The sequence below is a fragment of the Cupriavidus pampae genome (assembly GCF_914271485.1).
Classification (GTDB): Bacteria; Pseudomonadota; Gammaproteobacteria; order Burkholderiales; family Burkholderiaceae; genus Cupriavidus; species Cupriavidus pampae.
Genome location: NZ_CAJZAG010000003.1, coordinates 198,725 through 213,378, shown reverse-complemented (window position 1 = coordinate 213,378; position 14,654 = coordinate 198,725). Strand labels below are relative to the sequence as shown.

14 protein-coding genes and 1 tRNA gene are annotated in these 14,654 nt (G+C 61.3%); 5 read left to right on the top strand and 10 right to left on the bottom strand.

The features are described from left to right. Positions 1-7: 7 nt before the first annotated feature. On the bottom strand, positions 8-661 hold the full coding sequence (locus LDO41_RS08715; protein ID WP_223984931.1) for a protein-L-isoaspartate O-methyltransferase family protein: 654 nt from the start codon (positions 659-661) through the stop codon (positions 8-10). Between the two features lie 168 nt (positions 662-829). Continuing rightward, complete coding sequence (locus LDO41_RS08710) at positions 830-1,552, bottom strand: TetR/AcrR family transcriptional regulator (RefSeq protein ID WP_223986932.1); 723 nt, start codon at positions 1,550-1,552, stop codon at positions 830-832. 213 nt (positions 1,553-1,765) lie between these two features. On the opposite strand from LDO41_RS08710, the gene LDO41_RS08705 reads away from it, so the two are divergent. From LDO41_RS08705 to LDO41_RS08695, 3 genes are read left to right on the top strand one after another with little or no spacing between them, the layout of a single operon-like run. After that, entirely contained in the window at positions 1,766-2,071 is a 306-nt protein-coding gene (locus LDO41_RS08705) for a YkgJ family cysteine cluster protein (RefSeq protein WP_223984928.1), read from the top strand. Positions 2,072-2,106: 35 nt separating this feature from the next. After that, positions 2,107-2,676, top strand: coding sequence for a DUF1439 domain-containing protein (locus LDO41_RS08700; RefSeq protein ID WP_223984925.1), 570 nt, complete (start codon positions 2,107-2,109; stop codon positions 2,674-2,676). A gap of 44 nt (positions 2,677-2,720) precedes the next feature. Then, positions 2,721-3,602 carry an undecaprenyl-diphosphate phosphatase gene (locus tag LDO41_RS08695; protein WP_223984923.1) on the top strand — a complete coding sequence of 294 codons (882 nt, stop codon included), beginning with the start codon at positions 2,721-2,723 and terminating at the stop codon, positions 3,600-3,602. 87 nt (positions 3,603-3,689) lie between these two features. On the opposite strand, the gene trmB is transcribed toward LDO41_RS08695, so the two are convergent. Further along, positions 3,690-4,442 carry a tRNA (guanosine(46)-N7)-methyltransferase TrmB gene (gene trmB, locus LDO41_RS08690; RefSeq protein WP_223984920.1) on the bottom strand — a complete coding sequence of 251 codons (753 nt, stop codon included), beginning with the start codon at positions 4,440-4,442 and terminating at the stop codon, positions 3,690-3,692. 77 nt (positions 4,443-4,519) lie between these two features. Then, positions 4,520-4,594: transfer RNA gene (locus tag LDO41_RS08685), tRNA-Gly, on the bottom strand. A 284-nt stretch (positions 4,595-4,878) separates the two neighbouring features. Here LDO41_RS08685 and LDO41_RS08680 point away from each other — a divergent pair. After that, complete coding sequence (locus LDO41_RS08680) at positions 4,879-5,736, top strand: hypothetical protein (protein WP_223984918.1); 858 nt, start codon at positions 4,879-4,881, stop codon at positions 5,734-5,736. A 95-nt stretch (positions 5,737-5,831) separates the two neighbouring features. Here the strand turns inward: LDO41_RS08680 and LDO41_RS08675 are convergent, their stop codons facing one another. The 3 genes from LDO41_RS08675 to ubiD all read right to left on the bottom strand — a co-directional run bounded on the left by LDO41_RS08675 (position 5,832) and on the right by ubiD (position 10,393). Further along, positions 5,832-6,731 carry an aldose epimerase family protein gene (locus tag LDO41_RS08675; protein WP_223984907.1) on the bottom strand — a complete coding sequence of 300 codons (900 nt, stop codon included), beginning with the start codon at positions 6,729-6,731 and terminating at the stop codon, positions 5,832-5,834. A 32-nt stretch (positions 6,732-6,763) separates the two neighbouring features. Beyond that, positions 6,764-8,794 (bottom strand): acetoacetate--CoA ligase, encoded by a 2,031-nt coding sequence (locus tag LDO41_RS08670; protein ID WP_223984904.1) that lies wholly within the window; start codon positions 8,792-8,794, stop codon positions 6,764-6,766. 84 nt (positions 8,795-8,878) lie between these two features. Next, positions 8,879-10,393 carry a 4-hydroxy-3-polyprenylbenzoate decarboxylase gene (ubiD, locus tag LDO41_RS08665; protein ID WP_223984903.1) on the bottom strand — a complete coding sequence of 505 codons (1,515 nt, stop codon included), beginning with the start codon at positions 10,391-10,393 and terminating at the stop codon, positions 8,879-8,881. A gap of 639 nt (positions 10,394-11,032) precedes the next feature. On the opposite strand from ubiD, the gene LDO41_RS08660 reads away from it, so the two are divergent. After that, positions 11,033-12,094, top strand: coding sequence for a lytic transglycosylase domain-containing protein (locus LDO41_RS08660; RefSeq protein WP_223984900.1), 1,062 nt, complete (start codon positions 11,033-11,035; stop codon positions 12,092-12,094). A gap of 104 nt (positions 12,095-12,198) precedes the next feature. On the opposite strand, the gene LDO41_RS08655 is transcribed toward LDO41_RS08660, so the two are convergent. The 3 genes from LDO41_RS08655 to LDO41_RS08645 are packed head-to-tail and all read right to left on the bottom strand — an operon-like array spanning position 12,199 to position 14,635. Then, positions 12,199-13,146, bottom strand: a complete 948-nt coding sequence (locus LDO41_RS08655; RefSeq protein ID WP_223984898.1) for a glycosyltransferase family 2 protein — start codon at positions 13,144-13,146, stop codon at positions 12,199-12,201. Positions 13,147-13,169: 23 nt separating this feature from the next. Next, positions 13,170-13,871, bottom strand: coding sequence for an FkbM family methyltransferase (locus LDO41_RS08650; protein ID WP_223984896.1), 702 nt, complete (start codon positions 13,869-13,871; stop codon positions 13,170-13,172). Next, positions 13,868-14,635: a hypothetical protein gene (locus tag LDO41_RS08645; protein WP_223984894.1), complete on the bottom strand. Its 768-nt coding sequence runs from the start codon at positions 14,633-14,635 to the stop codon at positions 13,868-13,870. Before LDO41_RS08645 ends, LDO41_RS08650 begins: the two co-directional genes overlap by 4 nt. Positions 14,636-14,654 lie beyond the last annotated feature (19 nt).

Genomic DNA, 14,654 nt, shown 5'->3' with positions numbered 1-14,654 from the left:
AGGCTCCTCAGAACTTGAAACGCGAGGTTTGCGCGGCGCCCTGAAGCGGCGTCACCACGGTTTCGAACAAATTGACCACCTGGTATTCGGTTTCCGACACGCGGGTGATGATGCGGGCTTCCATGACCGGCGCATTGCCAACGATGGCGGCGATACGGCCACCGACCTTGATCTGCGACAGAATCGATTGCGGCAGTTCGGGCACCGAGGCCGAGATGCAGATCACGTCGTACGGGGCGGCCGCGGCCCAGCCCGTAGCGCCGTTGCCTTCAGCCACTTCGGCATTGCCGATACCGGCAGCGGCCAGGTTGCCGCGTGCCAGCTCGGCCAGCTCCGGCTCGATCTCCACGGTCAGCACGTGGCGCGCGCGGTTGGCCAGCAGAGCGGCCATGTAGCCCGAACCGGCACCGATCTCGAGCACGTTCTCGTGCTTGCGCACGGCGAGGTCCTGCAGCAGGCGCGCTTCCACGCGCGGGGCCAGCATATTTTGTCCGGCCGGCAGCGGGATCTCCATGTCGACGAACGCGAGCGCGGCATACGCCGCGGGCACGAACTGCTCCCGCTTGACCACGGCGAGCAGGTCCAGGATTTCCTGGTCCAGCACGTCCCATGGGCGGATTTGCTGTTCGATCATGTTGAAACGGGCTTTTTCGAGATCCATCTTGCGTGTCCTTGCAATGCTTCCAGTCGGTGCGTAGTCAGTACGTGCAATACTGGCCGCCTACCATTGTTACCATTGTGCTTCCCGGCCGAGCGGGGCCATGGGCCGGGAAGATGCATAAAAGCCCGCTATTTTACCGCTGCGGCGCGATGCGGGCCTGCAAAAGATTTATGAACGGTTTGCGGACATTTCCCTCTCCGCCAGCAATTCGTCGCGGATGCGTTCCCAGATGAACGGTCCGGTCGGCGGCGGCAAGGGGGTGTCGCGCGCGGCGCCTGCGGTCACGCCGAACAGCAGCATCTGCAGAAGCTGGTCCACGAACGCATTCGGGTCGATCGGCTCGCATGACACGTTGCTGAACGCGCGCTGCCAGATCATCAGGTAGACCAGCGGCGCGCAGAACAGCGTGGTGCAAGGGTTGGCCGGCAGCGCCCGGAACTCCCCGCGCGCCGCGCCGCGCTCCAGCACGCGCGCGAACAGCCGCTCGCCGGGCTCGATCACCTCGTTCTGATAGAACTGCGCGATATCGGGGAAGTTGCCGGACTCCGCCATGACCAGCTTGGTCAGGCCGGCCACGGGCGTGGCGCCGATCAGGTTCCACCAGCCCAGCAGCAGCTCCCGCAGCAGCTCGGGCGTGGAGCCCTCGTAGCTATCGACGAGGTCGATGCCCTTCATCAGCGCCGGAATCATGGTCTCACGCACCACGGTCTTGAACAGCTCTTCCTTGTTCGCGAAATACAGGTAGACGGTGCCCTTGGAGACCCCGGCGGCAGCGGCCACGTCTTCGAGACGTGTTGCGGCGAAACCACGCTCGACGAACAGTTCAAGCGCTGCCGCCACCAGTTCCTGGGGGCGCGCGGCCTTGCGACGCGTCCAGCGACGGCCGTCGATTGGCGATTCGTTCGCGGATTCGCTGGGCGATGCGCCCGACGAGGGGGGCGAATTCTGGGAGGGGGAGCGTGCGGGCACGGGTGAAGCTTGCCAATAAATAACTTATGGGTCAGTAATGTAGGCCAGCACTGGGGGACGGTCAAGCCGCCGGGTGCAGTACACGCACTCAGGCACAATAGCGCCGTTGTCCGAACCTTTGCCCGAACCTTCTCTATGGGTTGCCAGTCTCAACTGTCCTGCCGCGACGGCTGCGGCGCCTGCTGCATCGCGCCGTCGATCGCGTCGCCGCTGCCCGGCATGCCCGACGGCAAACCAGCCGGTGTGCCGTGCGCGCAGTTGCTGGCCGACTACCGCTGCGCGGTGTTTGGCCGGCCCGAGCGTCCGGCGTTCTGCGGCGGCCTGCGGCCATCCGCGGAGATGTGCGGCGACTCACGCGGGGTCGCGCTGCAATGGCTCGCGCGGCTCGAGGTCCTGACCGCGCCGGAGCGCGGTCCGTCCGACATCCTGACCGCTCACTGATTGCTCACTGATTGCTCACTGACGGAGCTTGCACAATGATCGTCATGTCCCGCCGGCGCTGGCTTGCTGCCGCCGGCATCGCCACCGCTGCGGCCGCCACCGGCTGGCTGGCTGCCTGTGCCGGGCTCGGCAACGAATATACCTTCTCGCAGGCGCAGCTACAGTCCGCTCTCGAACGGAAGTTTCCGTTTAGCAAGCGTTATATGGAGCTGTTCGATGTCCAGCTGACCAACCCGCAACTCGTCCTCGATGCCGCGCGCAATCGCGTGACGGTGCAGTTCGACGCGGCCATCGACAACCGGTTGTTCTTTCGCCAGCCGTTGAACGGAAGGTTCGCGCTGGACAGCGCGCTACGCTATGACCCCGCTTCGCATTCGCTGGTCCTGCAGGACCCCGAAGTGAAGCAGTTCGACGTGCAGGGACTGTCCGGGCAGTACTCGCGCCAGCTGAACGCGCTTGGCGGCATTCTCGCCGAGCAACTTCTGCAGGGTTACCCGCTCTATACGTTCAAGCCCGAGCAGTTGCGCTACGCAGGAATGCAGGTGGAGCCCGGTACAATCACGGTCCTGCCGGACGGCATCAACGTCAAGATCAACCGGCAATGATGCTTCAGCGTTAACCACAAGAACATTCTCAATACCCGTATCGCATGGATATCGCACTCGCCCTGAAAGCCGTGATCCTCGGGATCGTCGAAGGACTGACCGAGTTCCTGCCGATCTCCAGCACCGGCCACCTGATCCTCGCCGGTCAACTGCTCGACTTCAACGACGAGAAAGGCAAGATCTTCGAGATCGTGATCCAGTTCGGCGCGATTCTCGCGGTCTGCTGGGAGTTCCGGCAGCGCATCATCAACGTGGTCGCGGGGCTCGCCACCGAGCGCCGCGCTCAGCGTTTCGCGATCAACGTGATCGTGGCAACGGTGCCCGCGATTGTGCTGGCGCTGGTGTTCGGCAAATGGATCAAGGCCCATCTGTTCAACCCGATCACCGTGGCGCTGGCGTTTATCATCGGCGGCTTCGTGATCCTGTGGGCGGAATGGCGCGAGGCGCGCCGCGGCACGGTGTCCCATCCGCAGGGCAATGCCTTGCTGGAAGCCGCCAAGGCCGGCGCGCCGCGCATCGAATCGGTCGATGACCTGAACTGGCGCGATGCGCTCAAGGTCGGCCTCGCCCAGTGTCTGGCGCTCGTGCCCGGCACATCGCGCTCAGGCGCCACGATCATCGGCGGCATGGTGTTCGGCCTGTCGCGCCAGGTGGCCACCGAGTTCTCGTTCTTCCTCGCGATTCCGGTGATCTTCGGCGCGACGCTCTACGAACTGTACAAGGCGCGCTCGGTGCTCTCCGCCGACGACCTCGGCATCTTCGCCATCGGCTTCGTGTTCGCGTTCCTGTCTGCGTTCCTGTGCGTACGCTGGCTGTTGAAGTTCGTGGCGACGCACGACTTCAAGCCGTTCGCGTGGTACCGCATCGCGTTTGGCGTGATCGTGCTGCTGACGGCGTACACGGGGATCGTGTCCTGGCACGCATGAGCTTGGTGCGCATACGCTGGCACGCATGAACGGTGCCGCTGTACTGCCCTCTCGCTGACGGAGAGGGCAGGTCTGACTTCTTCCTGCCTACTTCTTCCGGAACACCACGTCCCACACGCCATGTCCGAGCCGCACCCCGCGGCGTTCGAACTTGGTCACGGGACGATAGTCGGGACGTTCGGCAAAACCGTCCGCCGCCGCCGATGTGTTCTCCAGCGCGGGCTCTCCGCGCAGCACCTCGACCATCTGGTGCGCATACTCTTCCCAATCGGTTGCGCAGTGAATATAGCCACCGGGCTTCAGGCGCGTGGCCAGTAGCCTGACCAGCGGCGCCTGTACGAGCCGGCGCTTGTTGTGGCGCTTCTTGTGCCAGGGGTCGGGAAAGAAGATATGCACGCCATCGAGCGATTGCTCGGTGAGCATATGCGCGGCGACTTCCACGGCGTCATGCTGGAAGATACGTACGTTGCCAAGGCCACGCTCGCCAATCTGCTTCAACAGTGCGCCCACACCGGGCTCATGCACTTCACAGCCGAGGAAATCGTCCTGCGGACGCAACTGCGCGATATGCGCGGTGGTCTCGCCCATGCCGCACCCGATCTCGAGGATCGTGGGCGCGGTACGCCCGAACGTCGCGGCGATATCGAGCGGGGCGGGCGTATAGGGCACGATGAAGCGCGGCCCGAGTTCATCGATCGCGCGCTGCTGGCCGATCGAGGTCCGGCCGGCGCGCCGCACGAACGAGCGAATCCGGCGCGGATGCGCAACATCTTCAGGAGGGACACCGGCCGTCTCGGCATGGTCGTCCGGCGTCGGTTCGATCGGCTCTTGGGGAAGCATGGCAACAAAAAAGCCGCCGGGCGCGTCGCCAGTCGTAAGGAAAGACGGGCTGCCTGAGCGGCTTGTTTCAGTAAGAGTGGAGCGGGCGATGGGAATCGAACCCACGTCTTTAGCTTGGGAAGCTAAGGTAATGGCCATTATACGACGCCCGCGAACCCGCCATTCTATGCGGGATTCCGATGGGTTCGCAAGCATGTGATCTATACGTTCCATATGAGCGTGTATGAAAGCCTCGCAAAAGAGCCTTGCCAGGCGGGACCGAATTCTCGGGCGCCCGTTATGTTCTAATTGCTGCCGGTCATTGCCGCTGATTTTCTAAGCGTATTGCACTGAAAACTCAGACGTCAGGCAATCGTTTTTCTTTAACGCAATTTTCAATATTGATAAACCAGTGCTCGTTCCTCGGCTGGGGTCACCAAAACACGAGAGGGGTCTTGTGAATTTTGATCTGGTACGGAGTTTCGGGGGGCGCAAATGGCGTTCGGGTCTGGTCGCGCTGCTCTCTCTTTGCTGGGGCGTGGGACATGCCGCGGAACAGACGCCAATCGAATACAAAATCTGGACGTATGCCTCCGAAATCCAGAACGTCTGCAAGGGCGAGCTATGGCTGAGGGGCGTCGTCTGCATTTTCGTTACCCGGGAGCGGGCGCAGTCCATTCTGTCCGTGGCAGGGGACGACAAGGAGGTGCTTCGGCAGATTGCTGGCGGTCACGGTTACTTCTCACCGGAGACGAGCGATATGTCCTTGGGGGACATGTTGCTGTACCGCAGAGTGCCGATGTATCGCGCCGGCGTGGTGATCTACCCCGATGAAGCGCCGGACAATCCGCCATCCGCGTTTCTTGTGACCGTCAGAGAGCGGGTGATTGAAGCCCTTACCGGGTGGACCCTGACCGACCCCGATCTGCCATTTGTCGTTTCCCGGATCGGCAAGGAGCTGCCAATTGCCGCACGTGGATCCGAAGAAGAAAAGACCCGCGCGGCCGATTTTGCAGCGCGGAAAGCCGCCTTGGCAGACTCCGCGGCACGTCTTGCACGGTTGGAAGCCTGGCACCAATCACCGGAGTACAACATCATCACGTGCTTTCGGCAGATCGTAGCGGCGCGCCAGGAGATTGAGCGAGAACAGCGGGTCGGGAGAGCATCCGGCTACGAGAACAAGCGGAAGCTCCATCAAGCCGGAGATACGATTGTGGATTGCGAGGACGTGATCAAGGCTCAATGGCCGCGTTACAGAGCGAATGGCGGAACGGCGAGGGATCCCGCCGAGTTGTCCGCTCAGTTCCAAAAATAGACGGACATCGGGTGGCAGGCTCTATGGCCTGTATCTCTTCGTGATCGATCGGCCTGTCACGCATCGTCAGGCCGCTACGCTGGATGATCTGAGCGTCAGCTCACCGCAAGCGCGCACCGGGCTTCCGCCGACTGTCCGGGCGGGAGCCAGCGCAGCCCCTGTCCGTGCCCGATGGCGTTGGGTAGTCCCGTCCACGGCTCGACGCAGTAGAAATCGGACGTTGCGCTTTCGGTCCATGTAGTGATGGCATGCCATGGTGAGTTGGCCATCAACGAGAGCCGAATGGTGCGAGGCGGTCCGTCCGTGCGGGCAATCACTAGGGAACATTCACTCTCACGCGCCTGCAGCACGTGAAAGGTGTCCTGCAGGCGCGGGTCGTCGAGCGCGTACTGCGCTTTGCCCGGCTCGGGCGGCGTGAGGCCGCCGTCGGCGGTTTGCCGCACGCGCTGGGCCGCAGGTAAAGTCAGCCGCGAGGCTGCACGCGAAGTTTGTGCGGCGCGGAAGTAGAAATGATGGCCTGCGTACCATGGCAATGGCGTGTCGCCATGGTTTGTGACGCGCAACGCGGTTTGCAAGCCTCGATCATCGAGCCGATACGTGACGTCGAACGTGAACGCGAACGGATAGCTGCCACGCGTGGCGGCCGACGCGGTCAGCACCAGGTTGACCGCATCTTCCGACACCTCGCCCACAGCAAACGCGAGATCCCGCGCAAAGCCATGCTGCGGCATCTCCCGTACCACGCCTTCCCGGTCGCGCCATCTGCCGGCTTCACCGTCCACGAAATGCCGGCCGATAAACGGGAACAGCAGCGGATTGCCGCCGCGGACCTTGGCCACGCGGGTCCAGTCGGCGTCGTCCGGCCAGTACAGGATGTCTTCGCCGCGATGGACCCAGCGCACGAGGCGCCCGCCATGCGCGGGGGCGAGCAGCAGGTAACTGTCACGGGACCCTACCCGTAGCAAATCCTGGCCCTGAAAGCGTTCCGTCGTCATGGCACGATCTCCGCGATGCTAAAGACGCAAGGCTAGCGCATCTGCCGGGCGAGGAAACTCTCGGCGTACGCGAAATACCAGTCAAGGCTGTCCGGATTTGCCATCGCGTCGCGATTGGCGATCTTGTCGCGCGCATGGCCGAGCAGCAGCTTCTTGATCGGCACCTCCATCTTCTTGCCGGATAGCGTGCGCGGTACGGCGGGCACCTGCAGGATCTCGTTTGGCACGTGCCGAGACGACAAGGCCGAGCGGATGCGGGCACACAGCGTTGTGCGCAGCGCGTCGTCGAGCGCATGGCCGTCGCGTAGCACGACGAACAGCGGCATATACGATTCGCGCCCCAGGTATTCGAGGTCGACCACCATGCTGTCGAGCACTTCCGGTAGTTCTTCCACCACGCGATAGAGCTCGCTGGTGCCCATGCGAATGCCGTGGCGATTGATCGTCGCGTCGGAGCGGCCATAGATGATCGCCCCGCCGCGCGACGTGATCTTGATCCAGTCGCCATGGCGCCAGACCTGCGGCCACATGTCGAAGTAGCTGTCGCGATAGCGCTTGCCATCGCTATCGCCCCACAGGAACAGCGGCATCGAAGGCATCGGTTCGGTGCAGACCAGTTCGCCGACCTCGTCGATCACCGCCTTGCCTTGCTCGTTGAAGGCCTCCACGCGCGCGCCCAGGCAGCGGCACTGCATCTCGCCCGCGTGGACCGGCAGCAGTGGACAACCCGCGACAAAGGCACCGGCAAAGTCGGTACAGCCCGAGATGGGCGCGATCCAGATGTCCTTGCGTACATGGCTGTGGATCCACGCGTAGGCTTCCGCCGGCAACGGCGAGCCGGTCGAGCCGATGGCCCGCAACCGCGACAGATCCGCGATCGCCGATGGCACGACCTCGGCTTTCATGCCGGCGGTATAGAAGGCCGCGCCGGCGCCGAACACCGTCACGCGCGCGTCGTCCGCAAAGCGCCACAGCACGCCCGCATCGGGCCAGCCGGGGTTGCCGTCGTACAGCGCGATGGGAGTACCGACCAGCAGGCCGCCAATCTGGGCGTTCCACATGATCCAGCCGCTGCTGCTATACCAATGGAACACGTCATCGGCATCGAGATCGACGTGGAAGGCCAGCAGCTTGAGCTGCTCGAGCACGATACCGCCGTGGCCATGGACGATTGGCTTTGGCATGCCGGTGGTGCCCGACGAATAGACGATCCAGAGCGGATGGTCGAACGGCACCGGGGTCGGCGTCAGCGGCACGTCATGCGTGAGCGTGTCGGCCCACCGATGCCATCGCATCGTGTGCCCGTCACCGCGTGGCTGCGGGGAAGGGGGAGCGGCGGCGCTCACCAATCCGCTCGTGACCGTGACCACGTCGGTCAGCGACGGCAACGCGGCGACCAGATCGCCAACCACCGCGGTCCGGTCATGTACCTTGCCACCATATTGGTAAGCGTCGATCGCCACCAGCACCTTCGGTTCGATCTGCCGGATGCGGTCGATCACGGCCACCTGACCCATGTCGGGCGCGCAGCCGGACCAGATCGCGCCGAGACTGGCGGTGGCAAGGAAGGCGACCACGGTCGCGGGGATGTTGGGGAGGTAGCCGACGACGCGGTCGCCTGTGCCAACGCCCATTTCACGCAGCGCATGGGCCAGCGATGCGACTTCCGCTTCGAGCGTCTGCCAGCTGATATCAGCCAGCGGCCGTGCTTCGCCGGCGTGGCGGATCGCCGTGCGCTGGCGTGCGGCACCCGTACCGGCATGGCGGAAAACCTGCTGGACGTAATTCAGTGTGGCGCCCGGAAACCAGCGCGCGCCGGGCATCACGCGGCGTTCAAGCACCGTGCTGGCGGGGGTATCGAAGTGGACGTCGAAATACGCGCGCAGCGCTTCCCAGAACGCTTCGAGGTCGGTCACCGACCATTGCCACAGGCTGTCGTAGTCCGGGAAGTCGAGGCCACGCGTATCGCGCAGCCAGGTCATGAAACGGGCAAGCTGGCTGCCGCTGGCGAACGCCGGCGCGGGCGTCCACAGCAGCGCACCTTCCTCGATGGGAAGTGTCATGTCTCCTCCTGGTCGGTATGGCCGGGGTGTCGTCTCAGCGACAATCCGGCCATGATACCGAGTCAGGAGTGGGTCGGGAGCGGCTCAGTGATCGAACAACGTGTTCCAGAGCCCATCCACGCGTGCCTTCACGGCGTCGTCCATGACGATCGGCGTGCCCCACTCGCGCGTGGTCTCACCGGGCCACTTGTCGGTGGCGTCGATGCCCATCTTCGAGCCCAGGCCGGACACCGGCGAGGCAAAGTCGAGGTAGTCGATCGGCGTGTTGTCGACCAGCACGGTGTCGCGCGTCGGGTCCACGCGCGTGGTAATCGCCCAGATCACCTCCTTCCAGTCGCGCGCGTCGATGTCGTCGTCCACCACCACGATGAACTTCGTATACATGAACTGCCGCAGGAAGCTCCACACGCCGAACATCACGCGCTTGGCGTGCCCCGCATATTGCTTCTTCATGCGCACCACGGCCATGCGGTAGCTGCAGCCCTCGGGCGGTAGATAGAAGTCCGTGATCTCGGGAAACTGCTTCTGCAGCAGCGGCACGAACACTTCGTTCAGCGCCACGCCCAGCATCGCCGGCTCATCGGGCGGCTTGCCGGTGTAGGTCGAGTGATAGATGGGGTCGCGCCGCATCGTGATGCGGTCGATCGTGAAGACCGGAAACCAGTCCTGCTCGTTGTAATAGCCGGTGTGGTCACCGTACGGGCCTTCGAGCGCGTGCTGATAGCCGCTCGGATGATTCGGGTCGGGCTGGATATGGCCTTCCAGCACGATTTCGGCCGAGGCGGGCACGTTAAGCTCGGACAGCGTCGGCGTCAGGCACGCCGCCAGCGCGGTGCGGCTGCCGCGCAGCAGACCCGCGAACTGATACTCCGACAGGGTGTCCGGCACAGGCGTCACCGCGCCGAGGATCGTGGCGGGGTCGGCGCCGAGCGCGACGGCAATCGGAAACGGTTGGCCCGGATGACGCTGGGCATGCTCGCGAAAATCGAGCGCGCCGCCGCGATGCGCGAGCCAGCGCATGATCACCTGATTGCGGCTGATCACCTGCTGCCGATAGATACCGAGGTTCTGGCGTTTCTTGTTCGGGCCGCGCGTCACCACTAGGCCCCATGTAATCAGCGGTGCCACGTCGCCGGGCCAGCAGGTCTGGATGGGCAGACGGGCCAGATCGACGTCGTTGCCCTCCCACACGATCTCCTGGCACGCGGGGCTGCTGACGCGCTTCGGGGCCATGTCCCATACGGACTTGGCGAGCGTGAACAGCTTGCCGGCCTCGCGCAGGCCGCGCGGCGGCTCCGGTTCCTTGAGCACGGAAAGCACGCGGCCGATATCGCGCAGATCGGCGAGCGACTCGGCGCCCATGCCGAGTGCGACCCTGCGTGTCGTGCCGAACAGATTGGCCAGCACCGGCACGTTATAGATAGCGTCACGTCCTTCATCACGCGGTTTCGTAAACAGTACCGCGGGGCCTCCATCGCGCAGGATGCGGTCGCAAATCTCGGTCATCTCGAGTCGTGGCGAGATGGGCTGCGCGACACGCTTGAGTTCGCCCTGTGCTTCCAGCTGTGCGACAAAATCGCGCAAGTCTTTGTATTGCATAGAAATTCGTCCAGACGGTTTGGCGAAAAAGCGGCCTGCGGATCGCCTGGTTCCGGTTGGGATGGGGTGGATAACGATACACACACGATCGCAACGAAGCAAAAAAAATGTGTCGGATCGCGTCGTGAAATTGTAAAGATTCGGGCGGTCAGAGACTGTCTCGAACACCCCTAAGGCTAGGCCAGCACTGCGATTGCGCCCGGCCGGGTGATCTTGACTTGGCCTCAAAAGCTTTGTTACATATAGCTGTAAGTAGTAAGTTTAAGATGTTTTATGCTTGACGATGTATAAAAGGGTTCCTACAATCCGGTCTGCTTCATGAGGTGTTGCGTCGCAACATGGCTTTTATCCCACTGTCAAGTGGGTGCTGCAGAAAAAGCCGTCGCCCGATGCACTCATCACCTCAGCACACCGCTGGCAATAAAAGCCGTGCGGTGAGTATGCGTAGCAAGATTAGCGGCAGGGCGCGTTTCCCCAAGAGCGTACCCTGTTTCACGTTGGGCGCACGGGAAGCGCCCTGCCAACAGATGCTGGCCATCACCTGCTAGATGGACGCGGCATCCTTACTTGAATACGTTGAGATCGGGCTTGCGCGGTGGTAACACCTGCGCCTGCAGCGGACAGCGGATGGAGGTAAGTATGAGCGGTTGGAAAACCCTTCATCTTCCCGGCGTCGGGCGGGCATTGCAGGTCCGTCTCAGACGTCCGGTACCCGGTGTCAATGGGCCGTTGCAATTGCGTCTGGCTCACCCGGTTGCGAGCCGTGCCCTGCGTGGCGGCCGCATGACCTTGAAGTACACGCTGAACAGCCTGGGCGTGCTGTCGGTGGCTGCGGCGGTCTCGCTGACGGTCAGCCAGCAATGGCGTACCTCGCTGGCCGGTGCGCTGGCTGGCAAGGAAGCGCCTTCTGTGCTGATCGGCGCGGCGGTGCCTTCGGCCCATGCCAACAACGGTGTGCCGGCGGCTTCCGCCGACGCGTCTGCCGCACGGCTGAATGCGGGTGTGAATGCTACGACGGCCGGTCTGCCGACCGTCTCCGGCGTGGACGAGTGGGGTGTGAAGTCGGCGGCGAAGGTGCCCTCGGTGGCGCACCTGGCGGCACAGATTCCGGTGCAGCGCGTCACGCTGGATGCACGCAACTCGGCGACGCTTGGCACCGCGCGTGAACAGGCAACCGTTGCCGAGTACATCGCGCGTAAGTACCGCGTGGCGTCGCAGGCGACGGGACAGCTCGTCAAGGCGGCATACATGACTGGCCGCGAGGTCGGCATCGACCCGCTGCTGATCCTCGGCGTGATCGCGATCGAGTCCAGCTTCAACCCGTACGCCGAGAGCGGCGTGGGTGCGCAGGGCCTGATGCAGGTCATGACCAAGGTTCACTCGGACAAGTACGAGGCCGTGGGCGGTGTGACCGAAGCGCTGAATCCGTACGCCAATATCAAGATTGGCGCGCTCGTGCTCAAGGATTGCATCGCACGTGCCGGCTCGATCGAGGGCGGTCTGCGCTTCTACGTCGGTTCGACTTCGACCGGCGACGGTGGCTACGGTGCGAAGGTGCTGGCGGAACGTGCGCGACTGCGCGCGCTGCTCGGCCTCTCAGCCGATCCGGCGCCAGCCAAGCCGAACGACGGCAAGACACAAGCCGATCGGCCCGCGTCCGAGAAGCTTGAGGCTTCTGGCAGCACAGCACAGGCGGCCTGAATGATGGCTGAGGCGCTGAGTTAAATGCCTCTATAAGATGGAATAAAAAGGCTGAATCCTGGATAAGGATTCAGCCTTTTTTGTCTCGGCGATGCTAAGTACTCTTAGTGAACAGGCAGATCCTGTTCGCCGTTCGTCCTGTAGATATTCCTGATGACGGACACCGGTCGATGCTTTGTCTGAAGAAAAATCTTCGCGATGTAAATGCCGATGATTCCGAGAAATAGCATTACTAGTCCACCGATCATCCAGATGGAGACTGCGAGCGTTGTCCAGCCGTTTACCGGGATTCCGAAAAGGAATTTTTGCACGACCAACCAGAGCGCATACGTGAATGAAATGCCGGAGATGCATAACCCCGCGTAGAAAACCAGCTTCAACGGTTTTTCACTGAACGACGTTACGGCTGATGTAAACGCCGTGATCTTCCGCTTGAGCGTATAGGTGGTCGTACCCTTGTGGTGCTTCTTGATGACAAGAGGAATCTGCCGATAGCCCACCGCGGACATGATCCCCCCAAGAAACATGGTCTCCTCTTTGAATTGCACGAGAGACCGGACGTAGCGACGAGACATGATTCGCGCGATCGTCCAATTCTCGGGGACCATGGTGTCCGAGAGATAGTTGAACAGCTTGTAAAACGCCGCCCCACTGACTCTTTCGAACCACTTGCCCTTTCTGGTTTCCTGAACGCCGTAGACGACATCGCAGTCTTCTACATGGAATGTTTCGTAGAAGGCACCGAGGGTTTCTGGAGGCTCCTCGAGATCGCAATCGATCAGAAAAATTCTCTCCCCCCGGGCGTAAGAAAGCCCTTCCATAATTGCTTTATGGTGTCCGAAATTCCGCGACAGATCGAGAATAATCACTCGATCGTCGATGCGCTGAAGATCCAGGGCAATGTCCAGTGAATTGTCGGGCGATCCATCATTGACGAAGATGATCTCGTAGCTCACGGCCAGCTTTGAGATTTCCGCCATGATTCGCCTGTAGAAGGCATCAAGAAACGGTGCTGATTTGTAGAGTGTTGTTACGACCGACAGTTTCGGCATTGAAGCGTTTTCCTGTCGCATTGTTATCGCTGCCTATGCCAGAGACATTCGCCCCAAGCGGGGAACCGACCAGTCGCATCATATAGTTCATGATAAATCCCCATTTGCTTGACGAAGCCCGCCTCAGCAAATATGCGATCTATATCCTCCTCGAGTGGGCAGGATTCATAGTTTCTGATTAGATTCACTTCGCAAATCACGGCATCCACTTGCTGCAGAAATGCACTCGCGCCAGATAACGCCATCATTTCCGCGCCTTGAATATCAAGAACCATCAAGCCGATGCGACCGGCAAGGTTCAAACTCTCAGCCAAGCTATCGATGGTCGTGACTGGTACCTGATATTTGGACTCTGATTCAAAAACTGGGACGATCGTCCCAAGTTTCTCGAGGTTGAGGAGGCCGGAAGACTCCATTCCTCCCTTCTTCGTGCGATGAACTACAAACTCAGTCGTCCCGTTCTTGCTTCCCACAGCAGTGGAGAGAATTTGAACATCGTCGTCGGCCTTAAATTTTTCGGCTAATTTCGGCAAAATTTCAGGATTTGCTTCGACGAGATAGATAGGGTTGCAGGAAAAATCTTTATATGCGCGTACTTCTTCGCCCATGTGAGCGCCTACATGAAGGACGCCTCGGGCATCGCCCAGGATGCCTATGTCATCAATCTCCTTCAGGAACGTACGAATGCAGAGATCGTGGTCGTCGACGAGGATGAGCTTCTTCATGAGTTAGTGGTCTGGTAGGGCTTTAAAGAAATATCCTTCACATGATCAGAGTGAATGATAATTGGCATGATGATCCAACGACCCTTTGTCGTGTCCCATTGCAGTTCCTGATCATCATCGATTGGCGCGACGCCGTGTTTGACTCCTGGGGAGGCCAGGATGAGATCGCCTTTCCTCGTCAGCGGATCGATATTCACGACCCCAAATTCGGGATCGTTGATGTACAGGCCGCCCGTGTGGTAGTCAAGGCCCGGATCTGCCGCCTGGATGATGGTCTGCACTTTCGCAAACGGCGACACAGGATCGATATGTTCTTCCTGTCCACCTCCGCCGGGCGGATATTGATGGCTAACGATCCGTACAATGGGTCCCTGTGAAGGCAGGTTCTTCGAGAAAGCCGAGAAGTGGGACCCCGCGGCGCGTGCTTTTAGCTCGAATATCTCCTCGAAGCCAGAGAAGGTCATCAATCTAGCGAAATTCTCGTTCCATGGATGAAAGTAGTATCCATGTTGAGTCGATTTAACAAACGCCTGCGGATACTGATGATGAATCCGATGATAGTCCGGGCAGTTGTCGAGGCACGGATGCCACGAGGCGTCTTTCTCGCTGGAAAATTGCAGGCAGAATTGCTTGAATTCGTCGACGAGCCGCGGATTCATGAAGTTTCGCACAATGAACACTTCCTTCTCGATTCTGTCGATCAAGAGATTGGGCTCTTTGACGAAGGTTTGCCATTCGGCGGCATTCACAAAATTAATCTTCACGGCGTCCCCATTGATTGCG